The 17462-nt window shown below is 60.1% G+C and carries 16 protein-coding genes; 11 read left to right on the forward strand and 5 right to left on the reverse strand.

Features of this window, described 5'->3' with window-relative positions:
- Positions 1 to 8: 8 nt before the first annotated feature.
- The 5 genes from KI614_RS02350 (at position 9) to KI614_RS02370 (ending at position 5975) form a co-directional block, all read left to right on the forward strand.
- Complete coding sequence (locus KI614_RS02350; RefSeq protein ID WP_226407582.1) at positions 9 to 1304, forward strand: sensor domain-containing diguanylate cyclase; 1296 nt, start codon at positions 9 to 11, stop codon at positions 1302 to 1304.
- A gap of 3 nt (positions 1305 to 1307) precedes the next feature.
- Positions 1308 to 1976: a response regulator transcription factor gene (locus KI614_RS02355; RefSeq protein WP_226407585.1), complete on the forward strand. Its 669-nt coding sequence runs from the start codon at positions 1308 to 1310 to the stop codon at positions 1974 to 1976.
- A complete protein-coding gene (locus tag KI614_RS02360; RefSeq protein WP_226407587.1) occupies positions 1963 to 3273 on the forward strand; it encodes a sensor histidine kinase in 1311 nt (436 codons plus the stop codon). Before KI614_RS02355 ends, KI614_RS02360 begins: the two co-directional genes overlap by 14 nt.
- Positions 3274 to 3359: 86 nt before the next feature.
- A complete protein-coding gene (locus KI614_RS02365; RefSeq protein ID WP_226407589.1) occupies positions 3360 to 5231 on the forward strand; it encodes an LTA synthase family protein in 1872 nt (623 codons plus the stop codon).
- A gap of 9 nt (positions 5232 to 5240) precedes the next feature.
- The gene (locus KI614_RS02370) at positions 5241 to 5975 is read left to right on the forward strand and encodes a phosphatase PAP2 family protein (protein WP_226407591.1); all 735 of its coding nucleotides are present in this window, start codon (positions 5241 to 5243) and stop codon (positions 5973 to 5975) included.
- Here KI614_RS02370 and KI614_RS02375 read toward each other — a convergent pair.
- The 3 genes from KI614_RS02375 to KI614_RS02385 form a co-directional block, all read right to left on the reverse strand.
- A complete protein-coding gene (locus KI614_RS02375) occupies positions 5916 to 6296 on the reverse strand; it encodes a diacylglycerol kinase (protein ID WP_226407593.1) in 381 nt (126 codons plus the stop codon). The genes KI614_RS02370 and KI614_RS02375 overlap by 60 nt on opposite strands.
- On the reverse strand, positions 6293 to 9121 hold the full coding sequence (gene uvrA, locus KI614_RS02380) for an excinuclease ABC subunit UvrA (RefSeq protein WP_226407594.1): 2829 nt from the start codon (positions 9119 to 9121) through the stop codon (positions 6293 to 6295). The genes KI614_RS02375 and uvrA overlap by 4 nt, the downstream gene beginning before the upstream one ends.
- Positions 9122 to 9226: 105 nt before the next feature.
- Positions 9227 to 9844, reverse strand: a complete 618-nt coding sequence (locus tag KI614_RS02385; RefSeq protein ID WP_226407595.1) for a hypothetical protein — start codon at positions 9842 to 9844, stop codon at positions 9227 to 9229.
- 157 nt (positions 9845 to 10001) lie between these two features.
- Here KI614_RS02385 and KI614_RS02390 point away from each other — a divergent pair, with 157 nt between their 5' ends.
- Both KI614_RS02390 and ssb read left to right on the forward strand, forming a co-directional pair.
- Positions 10002 to 11210, forward strand: coding sequence for an MFS transporter (locus KI614_RS02390; protein ID WP_226407596.1), 1209 nt, complete (start codon positions 10002 to 10004; stop codon positions 11208 to 11210).
- 12 nt (positions 11211 to 11222) lie between these two features.
- A complete protein-coding gene (ssb, locus tag KI614_RS02395; RefSeq protein ID WP_203468522.1) occupies positions 11223 to 11696 on the forward strand; it encodes a single-stranded DNA-binding protein in 474 nt (157 codons plus the stop codon).
- Between the two features lie 62 nt (positions 11697 to 11758).
- On the opposite strand, the gene KI614_RS02400 is transcribed toward ssb, so the two are convergent.
- Both KI614_RS02400 and KI614_RS02405 read right to left on the reverse strand, forming a co-directional pair.
- Positions 11759 to 12745 (reverse strand): nucleotidyl transferase AbiEii/AbiGii toxin family protein, encoded by a 987-nt coding sequence (locus KI614_RS02400; protein ID WP_226407597.1) that lies wholly within the window; start codon positions 12743 to 12745, stop codon positions 11759 to 11761.
- Positions 12742 to 13362: a DUF6088 family protein gene (locus KI614_RS02405; RefSeq protein ID WP_226407598.1), complete on the reverse strand. Its 621-nt coding sequence runs from the start codon at positions 13360 to 13362 to the stop codon at positions 12742 to 12744. The genes KI614_RS02400 and KI614_RS02405 overlap by 4 nt, the downstream gene beginning before the upstream one ends.
- Positions 13363 to 13785: 423 nt before the next feature.
- Between KI614_RS02405 and KI614_RS02410 the strand changes: the two genes are divergently transcribed.
- The 4 genes from KI614_RS02410 to KI614_RS02425 all read left to right on the forward strand — a co-directional run bounded on the left by KI614_RS02410 (position 13786) and on the right by KI614_RS02425 (position 17432).
- Positions 13786 to 14898, forward strand: a complete 1113-nt coding sequence (locus KI614_RS02410; RefSeq protein WP_226407599.1) for a GDP-L-fucose synthase family protein — start codon at positions 13786 to 13788, stop codon at positions 14896 to 14898.
- Entirely contained in the window at positions 14895 to 15713 is an 819-nt protein-coding gene (locus tag KI614_RS02415; RefSeq protein ID WP_226407600.1) for a KilA-N domain-containing protein, read from the forward strand. The genes KI614_RS02410 and KI614_RS02415 overlap by 4 nt, the downstream gene beginning before the upstream one ends.
- Positions 15714 to 15734: 21 nt before the next feature.
- Positions 15735 to 16886, forward strand: a complete 1152-nt coding sequence (gmd, locus tag KI614_RS02420; protein ID WP_226407601.1) for a GDP-mannose 4,6-dehydratase — start codon at positions 15735 to 15737, stop codon at positions 16884 to 16886.
- Between the two features lie 81 nt (positions 16887 to 16967).
- A complete protein-coding gene (locus tag KI614_RS02425; RefSeq protein ID WP_226407602.1) occupies positions 16968 to 17432 on the forward strand; it encodes a serine O-acetyltransferase in 465 nt (154 codons plus the stop codon).
- Positions 17433 to 17462: the final 30 nt, after the last annotated feature.

The following is a 17462-nucleotide window of genomic DNA, read 5'->3' on the forward strand; positions in this document are numbered from 1 at the left end:
GTGGGTTCGTGATTTTTGGTCCCGATCATCGTTTCAGAGGATTCCGCGCCGGGCGATTCTTCGCCTTGCTGGCCGTCTTTTTCGTCTTCAGTTTTGGCGGGATGGTGCTGCTCGTCGGCATGGATCAGCAACGCGTGCTCGATGCCACGATGCGCTTGCAGGATCAGACGGTGTCCGAAATCATTCGCCACCAGCGTCTGGCGCGCAATCTTGAACAGCTGCGCCAGGAAGGCGAGCGCGTCTTTGCCGCCAGTACGCCGCAAGCCCGGCAGCGCGCGATGTTCGTCGTGGCGCTGGTCGCCAGCCATCCGAGCGTGCTTGAGCACCCGAAATCGGCCGAACTGGCCCGCCAGACAGAAATGTTCCTGAGCAACGCCCTGTCGCAATCGACCGATAACGCGGCCATCCTCGGCGCCTATTACGAAGAGTGGGGGCGTTACGCCGCCCGGCTCAGCGTACTGGTCGATGATGTCTCGATCCAGGGCGTCAATCTGGTCAACACCGACTTGAACGAAGTGGCCGCCACGATGCGTCTGGCGCGCTACAAACTGGCGGCGGCGCTCGGGCTGGTCGGCCTGTTCCTGCTGATCTTCCTGATCCTGCTGCGCCAGCATCTGATTCATCCCCTGCAAGTCATCGACCGCACCTTGTCCACCCTGAATGTCGATTCGCCGCCACCGGTTTTCGTTCCCTCGGCCATGAGCGAAATCCAGGCTGTCGAAGAGGCTATCGGCGAGTTGCACGCCTCGCTGCTCGAAAACGAAACGGCCAGGGTGTCGCTTGAACTGCTGGCCAACCAGGACGGCCTGACCGGGCTCTACAACCGGCGTCATTTCATGTCGCTGGCCGAAGCCGAAGTGGTTCGGGCACAGCGCTACCAGCGCTCGGTGGTGGTCGGCATGGCCGATCTGGATAACTTCAAGAAGCTCAACGACACCTACGGGCATGCTGCCGGTGACGCCGTGCTGCGGGCGCTGGCCGCCCTGATGCGCGACAGCGTCCGGCAGTCCGATCTGGTCTGCCGCTACGGCGGGGAGGAGTTCGCCTTCGTCTTCCCGGAAAGTTCGCTGGCCGAGGCGCATGTGTTATCCGAGCGTTTCCGCCGGCGCTGCGCTTCCTTCGATATTCTCCTGCCGGACGGTCGTGAAATCTGCGTCACGACCAGCATCGGTCTGGCCGATGCCAGCGAATCGTCGCTCGAAGACGCCTTGCGGCGGGCCGATGCAGCCCTCTATGAAGCCAAGCGCCTGGGCCGGAACCAGGTCGTACTGGCCCAGGCCATGCCCCCGGAATCCGGTGCCTGACTGATGCAAGTGCTGATTGTCGAAGACGATCGTCCGATCGCCGAGAACCTGTACGATTTTCTGGAAGCGCGCGGTCACCAGTGCGATTTCGCCGCCTCGCTGGCCGAGGCCCGGCGCATCATCGCCGAATCGACCATCGATGTTGTCCTGCTCGACCGCAACCTGCCGGATGGCGATGGTGCCGATCTGGTGCGCAGCCTGCGGGCTGCCGGCGAAATGCTGCCGGTTTTGCTGTTGACCGCGAGAGACACGCTGGACGACAAGCTCGATGGCTTCGATGCCGGGGCCGATGACTATCTGATCAAGCCGTTCGCCCTCAAGGAAGTCGAGGCCCGTTTGCTGGCCCTGCAACGTCGCCGTGCGCCACGTAACGAGAGTGAGCGCTTGCAGCAGGGGCGGCTGAGTTTCGATCCGGCGGCGCAGGAAGTCAGCATCGATCAGGTGGCGCTCCGCCTGCCGCCCAAGGCGATCCGTCTGGTCACGATGCTGCTGCAACAGCCGAATCGGGTCTTTTCGCGGCGCGAACTGGAGATCGCCGTCTGGGGGCAAGCGCAGGAATCGAGCGACAACCTGCGCAGCATCCTGCACACGATCCGCAAGGCGCTGGGTACGAGCGGTGCCGTTGAAATCATCAATATGCACGGATTAGGCTACAAGCTTGTTTGCCACTGAATCGGTGCCGAGCATGCGTTTCCGGGTCGCCGCGGCGGTGGCGGCACTGGCCTTGCTGGTCATCCTGGCCCAGTCGGTGGCGATGTTCAGCCTGTTCGAGGAAAAAGAAGAGGAATTCATCGAAAGCCTGGTCACCCAGCAAATCGCACACAGCATGGAAGTCTGGGCCAGCGCCCCGGAAGCGGCCTATCCGCAGACACCGGACATGCAGTTGTTCCGCATTGCCAAGGGCGATGCCCTGCCGGCCGGCTTGCCCGGTCCGATCAGGCAACTGGCGGTCGGCAATCATGAGCTCTACCTTGATGGACGCGAGTTTCACGTGGCGGTGCGCGACGACCCGCTGGCCAGATTCATTCTGGTCTACGACGTGGAAGATCACGAAAACCGCTTGCGCGGCCTGCGCCTGATCACCCTGACCGCCGCCGTCCTGCTCGCCTTGCTCGTTTTGCTGGTGACCTACGTGCTGGCCGGGCGCGTGGTTGTCCGCCTGGAACACCTTGCCCGGCGGGTGGCCAACGGCTCCCCGGGGTCGCTGGTCGAACCGGGCATGGAGCGCGAGTTGCTGGCCATTGCCCATGCCATCGACGGTTACCGGGCGCAGCAGGAAGCGCAGCTTGAGCGCGAAAGGGATTTCGCCGCACACCTGTCGCACGAACTGCGGACGCCGCTCACCGCGATTCGTACCGATGCCGAAATGCTGGCCAGCCAGCCGGACCTGCCGGCCGGGGTCGGCAAGCGCGCTTTACGCATGATGGGCAGCGTCGACCGCGTCACCGCGCTGGCCGGCAGTCTGTTGCTGCTGGCCCGCGAAGCGCAGCCGGCCCTGCCGGAAAAGGTGCTGCTGCACGAAGCCGTGCAGGGCGTTTGGGATGCCTTGCAGCGGGCCACGCCGAGCACGCTGGAATTGACCCTCGATGTGCCGGCGGAATGTGTCGTACTGGCCGATCCATCGCTGCTCGATCTGGTCCTGCGCAATGTGCTCGACAACGCGCTGCGCCATAGCCGGGCGGCGGCAGGCGGGCGCATTGCCTGCCGGCTGGACGGCATGCGCTTGTCGATTGTCGATTGCGGCGACGGTTTTGCGCCCGGCGAGCTGGCGCATGTTTTCGAACGTTTCTACAAAGGTGTGCAGGGCGGGCACGGTCTCGGCCTGGCGCTGGTCGATCATGTCTGCCGGGCCACCGGCTGGCAGGTAACGGCACAAAACACAGCGGGAGGCGGGGGCGAAGTCACCATCGATTTCGGGGCCGCCCTCGATCGAAGTGGGCCACCGGGGCGCTGGCCGCCAGCTCACTAAAACATCACGCCCGTTTGGCTAGAGTGGCGGCATCTTTTTGCCGACGCCTACCAACCATGATGTTTCGAGCCCTGAACGGATCTGCCATGCGACTTTGGGGTCTGACGACCCTGCTGGCCATGGCCGTATTCCTTGTCACCCGCTGCGTACTACTGGCCCAGTCCATGCTGGTCAGCGACCAGCCGCTGGGTGTCCTGCTCGGCGGCCTGGCGCTGGGCTCGTGGCGCGATATTCCGGCGGCGGCTGTCGTCGCTTCGCCGTGGCTGCTGTTCGAACTGCTGCTCAAGCCAAGCTGGCGCGACCGCCTGCGTCGCCCGCTGTTCGGGCTGTACATCTTCACGCTGCTTTTCGTCGGCGTATCCGAAGGCATCTTCTGGGACGAATTCAGCGTCCGCTTCAATTTCATCGCGCTCGACTATCTGGTCTTCACCACCGAAGTCATCGGCAATATCCGCGAGTCCTACCCGGTCGGCAAGATCGTCGCCGCACTGCTCGCCCTCTCGGCGCTGATCTTCTGGGCGCTGCGTCGTCCGTTCAAATCCGCCGTGGCCGCCGAAGCGCCGCGCGGCAGCCAGTTTGCCTGGGGCTTCAGCCTGCTGGTGCTGGTCTGGGTCGTGGCCTACAAGATGGCGCCGCCCGAATTTTCACCGAACAACTTTGCCAACGAACTGGCCGATAACGGCTGGCGCAGCTTCCTCTGGGCGGCACGCCAGAACAAGCTGGATTACCGCCAGTTCTACGCCACCCGGCCGGATGCCGAAGTGATGGCCGACCTGCAGCGCCTGTCCGGCCACAGCCAGGTCAGCGCGACACTCGATGCCGGGCAAAAGACCGCCTACAAACCGCTGAAAGCCGGCGGCAAGCAGCCGAACGTCGTCGTCGTGATGATGGAAAGCATGTCCGCCGAGTACATGGCGACTTTCGGCAACACCGAAAACCTGACCCCGAACCTCGACCGTCTGGCTGGCGAAGGGCTGTTGTTCACACATCTCTACGCCGCCGGCACCCGGACGGTTCGCGGCCTGGAAGCGCTGTCGGCCGCCTTGCCGCCGTTGCCCGGCAAATCGGTCGTGCGTTGGCCGGACATCACCCGCCTCAACACGCTGGGCAGCGTGCTCGCCGCGCGTGGCTGGGCACCGCACTTTCTCTACGGCGGCTACGGCATGTTCGACAACATGAACGGTTTCTTCGGCGCGCAGGGCTACAAGGTGACCGACCGGACCAATTTTCAGGATGGCCTGGTCCAATTCGAGAACATCTGGGGCGTCGCCGATGAACATCTGTTCGACCAGGTGCTGATCGACATGGACAAGGATGCTGCCGCCGGCAAGCCGTTCTACGCCCACATCATGACCGCCTCCAACCACATTCCCTTCACCTACCCGGATGGCCGGATCGACATTCCCTCGCCGGGCAAGCGCAACGGTGGCGTCAAGTACGCCGACTTCGCGGTCGGTCGCTTCATGGAAATGGCGCGCAAGAAAGACTGGTTCGACAACACCCTCTTCCTGTTTGTCGCCGACCACTGCGCCAGTAGCGCCGGCAAGAGCAAGATACCCGTTCATCGCTACCATATTCCGGCCATCGTCTATGCGCCCAAGCTGGTTGCCGCCAAGAAGGTCGATACGCTGGCCAGCCAGATCGATCTGGCCCCGACGCTGCTGGCCATGCTCGGCCTGCAAGGCGACGACCATTTCATCGGGCGCGACATCCTGAGCACGCCGCCGGCAGAAGGCCGTGCCCTGCTGTCGACCTATCAGAACCTGGGTTATCTCAAGGGTGACACGATGACCGTGCTGCAGCCCAAGCGCAAGATCGAGACTTTCCGGATCAGTGCCGACGGCAAGGAAGCGCAATTGATCCCGACCGATGCGCAGCAGGCCAGCGAAGCCGTCGCCTACTTTCAGGGCGCCGCCCTGTTGATGGAAAAGCACGGCACCAACGGCAGCGCCCGCTAGGGTTGCGGCATGTCGCGGCGCTGGTTTCTCGGTCATGCAGCATGGCTGGCGGGCAGCGCCCTGGTGCTGCTCGCCGTATTCGAGCAAACCGGGCTGGACCTGACCCTGGCGCGTCCGTTCTACGACGCCGCCCTGCATGATTTTCCGCTGCGCCAGCACTGGCTGTTCGCGCCGGTTTTTTACTACGGTTTCAAGTTCGCCGTACTGTCGAGCGCCGTCTTTGCCGCTGTCGGGTGTCTGCTCTGCCTGAGCGGCAAGGCCGACTGGCTGCCGAAACGCGCGGCCGCGCTGGCCCTGCTCGGGCTGGTCCTGATTCCCTCGGCGGTGGCCTTGCTCAAACTCAACACCAACCGGCATTGCCCGTGGGATCTGGCCGAGTTCGGCGGGTTTGCCCCCTACCTCGGGCTGCTCGCCGACATGCCGGGCGATATCGTGCGCGGCGTCTGTTTTCCGGCCTCGCATGCGGCCACCGGCTTCATGTGGCTGGCCCCCGCGCTGGCCCTGCAGACCGTATCGCCGCTTTGGTCACGCCGTGCCATCTGGCTGGCCTTGTTGCTTGGCACGGTGATGGGCCTGACCCGTCAGGCCCAGGGCGGGCATTTCATTTCACATACCTTGTGGTCGGCCTGGCTGGCCTGGGCGATCACGCTGGTCCTGGCCGCCGGGCTTGGCCTCGGCCGTGCCTCAACTGCTCGGCCAGAGCACGCAGGCCCAGACCGCCGCGGCGTTGAACAGGCTCAGTAACACCGCCGCACTGCCCATATCCTTGGCACGCTTGGCCAGCTCGTGCTTTTCCGGCGAGGCCTTGTCCACCACCGCCTCGACGGCCGAGTTCAGGATTTCGACAATCAGGATCAGGATGATGCTGCCGATCAAAAGGGCGCGGTCGACACCGGTTTTGGCCAGAAAAAGGGCCAGCGGCACGGCCACGATGGCGAGCAGCACTTCTTCCCGAAAAGCCGCCTCGTTCTTCCACGCCGCCCCGAGGCCGTCGCGCGAATAGCCGAGGGCGTTCCACAGCCGGACAAAGCCTTTTTTCCCCTTGAATTGACTGGCGTCGCTCATGATTTTTTCTTGTCGAGTAATGGTTTGAGGAAGCGGCCGGTATGGCTGGCCTTGCACTTGGCAACCTGCTCTGGCGTGCCGGCAGCCAGAATCCGCCCGCCGCCGTCGCCGCCTTCCGGCCCGAGATCGACAATCCAGTCGGCCGTCTTGATCACGTCGAGATTGTGCTCGATGACGACGATGGTATTGCCGTTGGTCGCCAGCCGCTGCAGCACGCTGAGCAGCATCTCGATATCCTGGAAATGCAGGCCGGTGGTCGGCTCGTCAAGAATGTACAGCGTCCGTCCGGTGTCGCGCTTGGAGAGTTCGAGCGCCAGCTTGACGCGCTGCGCTTCGCCGCCCGAGAGCGTCGTTGCGCTCTGGCCGAGCGTGATGTAACTGAGGCCGACATCGACCAGCGTCTGCAACTTGCGGGCGATGACCGGCACGGCATCGAAGAACTCACGCGCCTGCTCGACCGTCATGCCGAGAATGTCGTGGATGTTCTTGCCCTTGTAGTTGATTTCCAGCGTTTCGCGGTTGTAGCGCTTGCCGTGGCAAACGTCGCACGGCACGTAGATGTCGGGCAGGAAATGCATCTCAACCTTGATCATGCCGTCGCCCTGGCACGCCTCGCAGCGCCCGCCCTTGACGTTGAAACTGAAGCGGCCCGGCCCGTAGCCGCGGGCGCGCGATTCCGGCACCTGCGAAAAAAGATCGCGGATCGGCGTCAGCAAGCCGGTGTAGGTCGCCGGGTTGGAACGCGGCGTGCGTCCAATCGGCGCCTGATCGACGTTGATCACCTTGTCGAACAGCTCCAGCCCGGAAATTTCCTGGTGCGGCGCCGGTTCGCTGGTCGAGCCGTAAAGATGGCGGGCCGCCGCGGCGTACAGCGTGTCGTTGATCAGCGTCGACTTGCCCGAGCCGGAAACGCCGGTAATGCAGGTCAGCAGGCCGCCGGGAATCTCCAGCGTGACATCTTTCAGGTTGTTGCCGTAGGCACCGACCACTTTCAGCTGCTTATCGGGATTTTGCGGTCGACGCGATTTCGGGAGCGAAATCGAGCGGCGTCCGGACAGGTAATCGCCGGTCATCGACAGCGGATTGGCCGCCACCTCGGCCGGTGTGCCTTCGGCGACGATGGAACCGCCATGCACCCCGGCGCCGGGGCCGATGTCGATCACGTAATCGGCGGCGCGGATCGCGTCTTCGTCATGCTCGACGACGAGCACGGTATTGCCCATGTCGCGCAGGTTCTTCAGCGTTTCGAGCAGTCGGTCGTTGTCGCGCTGATGCAGGCCGATCGACGGTTCATCGAGCACATACATCACGCCGGTCAGCCCCGAGCCGATCTGCGAAGCCAGCCGAATGCGCTGCGCCTCGCCGCCCGACAGCGTTTCGGCCGAACGTTCGAGGCACAGGTAATCGAGGCCGACATTGATCAGGAAGGAGAGGCGGGCGGTGATTTCCTTGAGAATCTTGTCGGCGACCTGCGCCTTGGCGCCGGTCAGCGTCAGGCAATTGAAGTAATTGCGCGCCTCGCCGAGCGGCAGGCGACTGATTTCGTGCAGCGTCTTGGCGCCGACCCGGACGTGGCGTGCCTCAACCCGCAGGCGCGTGCCGCCACATTGCGGGCAGCCGGTGTTGCTGATGTATTTCGACAGTTCTTCGCGCACCGCCTGCGAATCGCTGCCGCGATAACGTCGCTCAAGATTGGGGATGATGCCTTCGAAAGTGTGGCTGCGGTCGAAGCGCGTGCCCTTGTCGTTGAGGTAGCGGAAATTGATTTCAGTCGCGCCGGAACCGTACAGGATCAACTGGCGCACCGCCTCGGGAAGTTGCTCGAAAGGCGTGTCGACCGAGAAATCGTAATGCGCGGCAATCGACTCGATGATCTGGAAATAAAACTGGTTCTTCTTGTCCCAGCCGCGAATGGCGCCGCCGGCCAGCGACAGCGCCGGATTGGTGACGACCCGCTTGGGATCGAAAAACTGGATTACGCCCAGTCCGTCGCACTTCGGGCAGGCGCCCATCGGATTGTTGAACGAGAAAAGACGCGGCTCCAGCTCCTGCAAGGCAAACGAGCAGACCGGGCAGGCAAACTTGGCGGAGAACATGTGTTCCGTGCCGCTGTCCATTTCCAGCGCCATGGCCCGGCCCTCGGCATGGCGCAAGGCGGTTTCGAACGACTCGGCCAGACGCTGGCGCATGTCGTCGCGCACCTTGAGGCGGTCGACCACGACATCGACATTGTGTTTCTGCGACTTGGCCAGCTTCGGCACATCGTCGATCTCATAAACCGTGCCGTCGACCCGCACCCGCGCAAAACCCTGGGCGCGCAGTTCGGCAAACAGATCGACCTGCTCGCCCTTGCGATTGGCCACCACCGGCGCCAGGATCATCAGCTTGGTTTCAGCCGGCAGGGCCAGCACGGTATCGACCATCTGCGACACCGTCTGCGCTTCGAGCGGCTGGTTGTGGTCCGGGCAATACGGCGTACCGGCGCGGGCGAACAGCAGGCGCAGGTAATCGTGGATTTCGGTCACCGTGCCGACGGTTGAACGCGGGTTGTGCGAGGTGGCCTTCTGCTCGATGGAAATGGCCGGCGACAAGCCTTCGATCAGATCGACATCCGGCTTTTCCATCAACTGCAGAAATTGCCGGGCGTAGGCCGAGAGCGATTCGACGTAGCGGCGCTGCCCCTCGGCATACAAGGTATCGAAGGCCAGCGACGATTTGCCTGAGCCGGAAAGCCCGGTGATCACGATCAGCTGATCGCGCGGCAGGTCGAGGTTGATGTTCTTCAGATTGTGGGTGCGCGCACCACGAATGCGGATGGTTTCCATCGCTGTTCTAACCGGCTGGGGTGAAAGCGGGAACTATACGCAAAACAGCCGGCGATTGCACCGTCAAACTGTATGAACATACAGCTTGGCGGTGCCGCCGGACGATCAACGCTGCGCGGCGCTGAAACTTTCCTGCTCGATCAGCCACTGGCCGTCGATCAGGCGGAACTGCAAGGTCTTGACCCCGCTGTCGGTCTTGCTGTTCGAGCGATATTGCTGCGTGAAGCTGGCGCTGACCCGCTGCGCATCGAGTTGGCGAATATCGGCCCGGCCAAGCGTCAGTTCGATTTCGCCAGCCTTGCCGATCACGCGCTGGCGCGTCGCCTGCCAGCGGGCCGGGCTGCTTTCGCCGGCCTTGAAACCCGGCGCGTAGAACGCCAGGTAAGCCGGCACATCGCGGCTGGCCCAGGCTTGCCGCCAGGCGGCCAACTGGCTGCGAACCGCCTCTTGCGGATCGGGCATGGCGGCTGGCGCGGCGCGGGTTTGCGGCATTGCTGCCGGCGCTTCGCTGGCGCGGGCCGGGGGCGGTGCGGTGAAGGTAGCTTTCGGTGGCGCCTCGCCCGGCATTTCGGGCGGCGGCTTGATCTGCGTGCGTGTCGAGGCCGGTGCTTCCGGCGCGTCGAACAAGTAGGAACGCGTGCTGCTACAGCCACTCATGCCGGCTACGACCAGCAGCAAAGCGGCGAGCAGTGCGCTGCGATTTTTCTGTGAAGACTGTCCCATGGTGTCACCCCCCATTCCGTGTGAGGCTTGCAGCATATACGATCAGGATATTTTCGGCAGAACGCCGTGCCGCGCGCCGTGTCTTTATGCCGGAAGCGCGATTCAAACCTGCTAATATTGCCGCCTTCGCTGCAATGCAACAAAGGTTGTTCCGCTGATGTCCATTCCCGCTGACCGCATGAGTCCCGAAGAGCGCCGCGCCGGTGCTTCGCTGGCTTCCATCTTCGCCCTGCGCATGCTTGGGTTGTTCCTGATCCTGCCGGTCTTCTCCGTTTATGCCAAGACCCTGCCGGGCGGCGACAACCTGGCACTGGTTGGTTTTGCGCTGGGCGCCTACGGCCTGACCCAGGCCATTTTCCAGATTCCCTACGGCATTGCCTCCGACATCTTCGGGCGTAAGCAGGTCATCGTCGTCGGCCTGCTGATCTTTGCCTTCGGCAGCTTCGTCGCCGCCTGGGCGCCGGACATGAACTGGATCATCGTCGGGCGCGTGTTGCAGGGCGCCGGGGCGATTTCTGCTGCCGTCACCGCGCTGGCCGCCGACCTGACGCGGGAAGAACACCGCACCAAGGTGATGGCCATGATCGGCTCGTCGATCGGCCTGGTTTTTGCCCTCTCGCTGGTCGGCGCGCCGATTCTTTACGGCTGGATCGGCATGGGCGGCCTGTTCTGCATGACCGGTGGGCTGGCGCTGGCCGCCATCATCCTGCTGCTCAAGGCCGTGCCGCCCGCGCCGCCGGTCAACGGCCATGAAAAACTGCCGCTGCGCCGGGTGATTTTCGACAAGGATCTGCTGCGCCTCAACCTCGGCATCTTCGTGCTGCACATGGTGCAAATGGCCATGTTCGTCGTTTTGCCGCATGCGCTGGTCGACCACGGCGGGCTGGAAGCCGCCTCGCACTGGAAGGTTTATCTGCCCGCCGTGCTGGTTTCGTTTGCCGTGATGATTCCGGCGATCATCGCCGCCGAGCGCAAAGACAAAATGCGCCCGATCTTCCGCGCTGCCATCGGCCTGCTGGCCATCGTTCAACTCGGCCTGCTGTTTTTCGGCCAGAGCTTGTGGACGCTCTCGCTCTGGCTGCTGCTCTTTTTTGTTGCCTTCAATGTGCTGGAAGCCACGCTGCCGTCGCTTGTTTCGCGCACTGCGCCGGCTGCGGCCAAAGGCGCTGCCCTGGGCGTTTACAACACGACGCAGGCCATCGGCCTGTTCATCGGCGGCGCAGCCGGCGGTTATGTGGCTCAAAATTTCGGTGATAATGCGGTTTTTGCAACCGCCGCCGTCCTGGTTGTTATCTGGCTGGTCGTTGCAAACTCAATGAATTTTCCGCGGCCGCGCACAGCGCCGGCAGCGACCCAAACTGTTTAGGAGAAAAGGGTAATGGCATCGGTAAACAAGGTGATTCTCGTCGGTAACCTGGGCAAGGACCCGGAAGTTCGCTACACCGCCAGCGGCGAAGCCATGTGCAACTTCACCCTGGCCACGACCGAATCCTGGCGCGACAAGGCGAGCGGCGAAAAGAAGGAACTGACCGAATGGCACCGCATTTCCTTCTTCGGCAAGCTGGCTGAAATCGCCGGCCAATACCTCAAGAAAGGTTCGCAGGTTTATGTCGAAGGCAGCCTGCGCACCCGCAAATGGACCGACAAGGACGGCCAGGAGCGTTACACCACCGAAATTCGCGGTGCTGAAATGACCATGCTCGGCTCGCGTCAAGGCATGGGCGCCCCGGCCTCTTCGGGCGGCGGCGGTGGCGGCGGTTACGACAACGAACCGGATTACTCGCCGGCACCGGCCCGTGCCAACAAGCCGAAACCTTCGTTCGACGATCTCGGCGACGACATCCCGTTTTGAAATACACCTGGTTTTAAAAAGTAAATAAAGCCCGGTAACCGTAGTGGTTACCGGGCTTTTTGCTATGGAACCTTGCCATTGATGGCTTTTTCAAGGGTATCCAGTTGCTCCACAATGTCTGCAAAAAGTGGAATTTGGCCGAAGATCATGTTGGCCATTGCGCGGTAATCAGCTGATACCGTTGCCAATACAGCATCACCGGGCAACAAGCGCAAGCTGCCTAGTGTGGCGAGATCGTAGCGCGCCCAGGCGCGTGGATAGAACCGTTGCTTGAACTCGACAACGTTGGCCAATAAGGCTCGATTGGCGAGGGCTGTCACCTGTACCGGTGAATCTGCCATCCGGGCCAGGTCGTAGTAATGGCGTGAATAGCGGGATGGCTGCGGCGTACCATCAGGGCGATGCGCTTCCTGATGCAGTATGGTTGCCTTCTCCCAGAAAGTTCGCTCTGCACTGATCACCCGCACCGCCACTTCGCGCCGGTCAAACAAACTGGGAAACGCTTCTGCTGCATAAGCCGTAATCGTACGATTTTCATGTGGCAGCCAAGCGGCCAGTGGGCCAATTTCCAGCCTTACTTCGGGGCGCAAGTAGGTATCGGCAAAAGCCGCCGGATAGCGAACCTCGATCACATGCGGATCATCGTCGCCGATCCGGCATTCGGCGATACCAGCCAATGCCGTCGATAGTTCAGTCAGCAAGGGGCCGGCAATGTAAGCCTTGGCCTGCTCATTGATTGCTTCGTTGAATGCCGTTTGGCGGCTTTTCGAACGTTCGGCCAGCGGATCGTCGTTGCCGAGCACCCGCCAGTCAAGAATCAGGTCGATATCTTCTGAAAACCGCTCGATCAAGCCATAGACCTTGGACAGGCTGGTGCCGCCCTTGAACATCAGCAAGCGAGCCAAGTTCGGTGTGGAAAACAGGCGGTCGAGGACCCAGGTTACCCAGAAATCCTTTTCAACCACTGCTGGTGTCATGCGAAGCCGGGCCGCTGCTTCAGAAAAGAGCTCGCGGCGTTGCTTGGCCGAAAGTTGAGCAACTTTCTTCATTCGCCGACCTCCTCGCAAACCTGCTTGATAATCTGCAAGATCCAGCCGCTAACAGTTCGCGTATCGTTGAGCACGGCATGGTGTAGCCTGGTTGGCAGCCAGCGGCGCAGTGTATCGATAACTGCTGCATCTACCCGTTCCTTGCCGAGCGCCTTCAGTGCCTGAACCAGAAGGCCGCTCTCGCGAAATTTGAAACCGACATCCTTGAGCGGCGCCTTGCGAAAAGCCAGTACCTGTAGGCTATCTTTGCCAACCGGATACTCTCGGCTTGGCCCGTCGGAAAGATAGACCCAGCGGCCTGGCACCTGTGTCGACAGGCCGAGCATGTTAAGAGCCGCCTCGCCTGAGGGCTGAATTCGCCAATTGAACTTGCGCGACAGCGCCTCCGCAACTTGATCGATATCCGGGCTCAAGTTCTGGCCGAGTAGATCGCTGTAGCGCGGGTAATCATAAACCCCATGGCAGACGCGACGAATCCGCCCCGAGCGGGCCAGCGTGGATAGCGCCTGATGGATATTGGTTTCACCAAAACCAGCAATAAAATCTGTTTTTGTAAATGCCCAACCCCTACCGCGCCCATATATCCTTGAAAGTATCTTTTGTTCAATGGCTTGCATTCATCGAAGGATAGTTATTTTTCAGGAAAAAACCAGTGTTTTCCTGAAAAATAAAGCAATTCGAGTCGGCTTGTTTGGTGACCAGGCGTGGCGTGATACGACGGGCGATCTCCCGGTGCGATGTTTTTCTGCCAAGATATCTCGTTGAATACCTATTTTTACAATAACGCGACCACTCACCCCGAAATCAGCCCTCGTTGCCCGGCAAGTTTCAACCGCTCGATTACCCGTTGTTCCCCTGAAAAGCATATGAAATATCACCATGGTGATAGGGGTTTATGCCCCAATGCTGCGCTGCACGATATTTCTTTATCATTGTGGCGGGAAATGGGAAAATCGCGCGGTCGACCGCGCTAATCAGCTGTTTTTAAGGGGAAGGTCGACGCTCACATCGAGCACACAACTCAAAAACTTGCTGAATTCATGTCGTCATCCAACGCACAAACCAAAATCTACGTAGCCGGTCATCGCGGCATGGTCGGCTCGGCCATTGTTCGCCAACTCAAGGCAGCCGGGCAGCAGAGCATTGTCACCCGCACCCACGCCGAGCTCGACCTGACCAGCCAGGCTGCGGTCGACGCCTTTTTTGCCGCAGAAAAGCCGACGCAGGTGTACCTTGCGGCGGCCAAGGTGGGCGGCATCTACGCCAACAATACCTACCCGGCCCAGTTCATCTACGAAAACCTGATGATCCAGGCCAACATCATTCAGTCGGCCCACGCCCACGGCGTGCAAAAGCTGCTCTTTCTTGGCTCCAGCTGCATCTACCCCAAGGCCGTTGCCCAGCCGATGCGTGAAGACGCGCTGCTGACCGGCGTGCTTGAAGCCACCAACGAGCCTTACGCCATTGCCAAGATTGCCGGCATCAAGCTGTGCGAAAGCTACAACCGCCAATACGGCCGCGACTACCGCAGCGTGATGCCGACCAACCTCTACGGCCCCGGCGACAACTACCACCTGGCCAACAGCCACGTGCTGCCGGCGATGATCCGCAAGTTTCACCTGGCCAAACTGGCGCGGGCCGGCGACCTTGCCGGCATTGAGGCCGACCAGCAGCGCAAGGGCGAAATCCCGGCTGATATTTGCCAAATGATCGGCTTTGACGCGGTCGACCGCAGCATCAGCCCCAAAACCAGCGTAACGCTCTGGGGCACCGGCACGCCGTACCGCGAGTTTCTGCACGTGGACGACATGGCCGCCGCCAGCATCTTCGTGATGAACCTGGACAAAGCCGGTTACGACGCCAACACCCAGCCCATGCTCAGCCACATCAACGTGGGCTACGGCAGCGACCTGACGATCAGGGAAGCCGCCCAACTGGTCGCCGAAGTGGTGGGCTATACCGGCAATATCGAATTCGACACCAGCAAGCCGGACGGCACCTTCCGCAAACTGATGGACAGCAGCCGTCTCGAAACACTGGGCTGGAAAGCCCGCATCGATCTCAAGCAAGGCTTGCAGCAAGCCTATGCGGATTACCTCGCCGAGAGAGGGGTCGAATTCGACGCCTTTTCGTTCCATGGGCAGCAAAGATGACCAAGAACCAGGTGATCGTTGTGCAGGATGTTCCTGTGACAGTCGTCGAACATCGGGAACTCGACTTCATCTCTCTGACTGACATGGTCAAAGGGTTGGATGGTGGCTCTGCCGTGATTGAAAATTGGTTGCGCAATAAAAATACGCTGGAATTTCTGTCCATTTGGGAAGAAATGTACAACCCGGGTTTTAATTCCCTCGAATTCGAGGGAATTAAAAGTGAGGCTGGTTTCAACCGCTTTGCTATTTCGATCAAACAATGGGTTGCAAAAACCGGCGCGATTGGCCTGATTGCCAAGACCGGCCGATATGGCGGAACCTACGCCCACAAGGACATTGCCTTCGAGTTTGCGAGCTGGATCAGCCCGAAATTCAAACTCTTCCTGATCAAAGAATTCCAGAGACTCAAGGATGAGGAAATCACCTTACGGGCTCAAGAATGGAACCTGACTCGCAGTCTCGCAAAGATCAATTACCGGATTCATACCGACGCGATCGCCAAGGTACTTGTGCCCAACAGCGTAACGCCTCAACAAGCAAACCTCCTGTACGCCACAGAAGCTGATGTGCTCAATGTTGCTTTGTTTGGCGTTACAGCCCGCCAGTGGCGGGAAATGAACCCCAACAAAGAAGGGAACATGCGGGATCACTCAGCAGTTGAGCAACTACTGGTACTCGCCAACCTTGAGAGTCTAAACGCTGAGTACATACGCCAAGGCATGGCGCAAGCAGAGCGCCTCAAAGCATTAAACACGACGGCTATTCACCAGATGCAAACCTTAATCGTCTACGGTGCAACCAAGAAGCTCAAATAATCCAGCAATTCGAAAGAAACCATGACCAATCAAACAACCATGACCACACAACAACCCAAAGTCGCCCTCATTACTGGTGTTACCGGCCAGGACGGTTCCTACCTTGCTGAATTCCTGCTCGAAAAGGGCTATGTGGTGCACGGCATCAAGCGCCGCGCCTCGCTGTTCAACACCCAGCGCGTTGACCACATCTACGAAGATCCACACATCGAAAACAGCCGCTTCAAGCTGCACTACGGCGATCTTTCCGACACCTCCAACCTGACGCGCATCCTGCAGGAGGTGCAGCCGGACGAGGTTTACAACCTGGGCGCCCAATCGCACGTGGCTGTCAGCTTTGAAGCACCGGAATACACTGCCGACGTAGACGCCATCGGCACGCTGCGCCTGCTTGAAGCCATCCGCTTCCTGGGGCTGGAGAAGAAAACCCGGTTCTACCAGGCATCCACCTCCGAGCTTTACGGCCTGGTGCAGGAAACCCCGCAGAAGGAAACCACGCCGTTCTACCCGCGCAGCCCCTACGCTGTTGCCAAGATGTACGCCTACTGGATCACCGTTAACTACCGCGAAGCCTATGGCATGTATGCCTGTAACGGCATTCTGTTCAACCACGAATCACCGCGCCGTGGCGAAACCTTTGTGACCCGCAAGATCACCCGCGGCCTGGCCAACATTGCCCAGGGGCTGGAAAGCTGCCTGTACATGGGCAACATCGATTCGCTGCGCGACTGGGGCCACGCCAAGGACTACGTGCGCATGCAGTGGATGATGCTGCAGCAAGACACCCCGGAAGACTTCGTGATCGCCACCGGCGTGCAATACACCGTGCGCCAGTTCATCAGCTGGTCAGCCGAACACCTCGGCATCACGCTGCGCTTTGAAGGCACGGGTGTCGATGAAGTGGCCATCGTGGCCGCCATCAAGGGCGATAACGCACCCGCACTCAAGGTGGGCGACGTGATTGTGAAGATCGACCCGCGCTACTTCCGCCCGGCAGAAGTGGAAACCCTGCTCGGCGACCCAAGCAAGGCCAAGCAGAAACTCGGCTGGGTGCCGGAAATTACGGTGCAGGAAATGTGCGAAGAAATGGTTGCCAACGATCTGGAGTCTGCCAAGCGCCATGCGCTGTTGAAGAAGCATGGGTTTGAGGTGGCGGTTAGTGCAGAGCACTAATAATTAAATATTGTTAATGTTTAATTGTTGTTTGGCGGCAGTGCATTTAATGCTTTTTGTTGTTTGAGGTGGCCCGTTTATATGAAAATAATTTCCAAAGAAGATTATTTGGCTTTGCAAAAAGTAAGAAATATTAAGCTTGGTTTGATAAATAGATTTGTTCTTTGGTGTTGTAGGACAAAAATCCCATTTCTTAGAATTTTTGCAAAATGTGTATTTCACGTTGAGTTGCCATCAAAAAATGACGATATAAGGATGGGGCACCCATTTTCCGTGGTGGTTAACAGCCATGCAATTATTGGTAAAAATGTAACTCTGTACCATGGTGTAACAATAGGCGAGAAAATTTTTGGGACAAGTAAAGGTGTTCCAACGTTGGGCGATGATGTGATTGTGTACCCAAATGCAGTAATTGTTGGTGGTGTAGTGATTGGGCACCGTGCAGTTATTGGAGCAGGGGCGGTTGTCACAAAAAATGTTTCGGAAGGATCTGTTGTTGCAGGAAATCCTGCAAAAGAAATTATGCGGGAAGGGCCTGCGTACTAAAGTCCGTTGTTTTAACTTGTTTGAATTTAA

The organism is Dechloromonas denitrificans (assembly GCF_020510665.1).
Classification (GTDB): Bacteria; Pseudomonadota; Gammaproteobacteria; order Burkholderiales; family Rhodocyclaceae; genus Azonexus; species Azonexus denitrificans_B.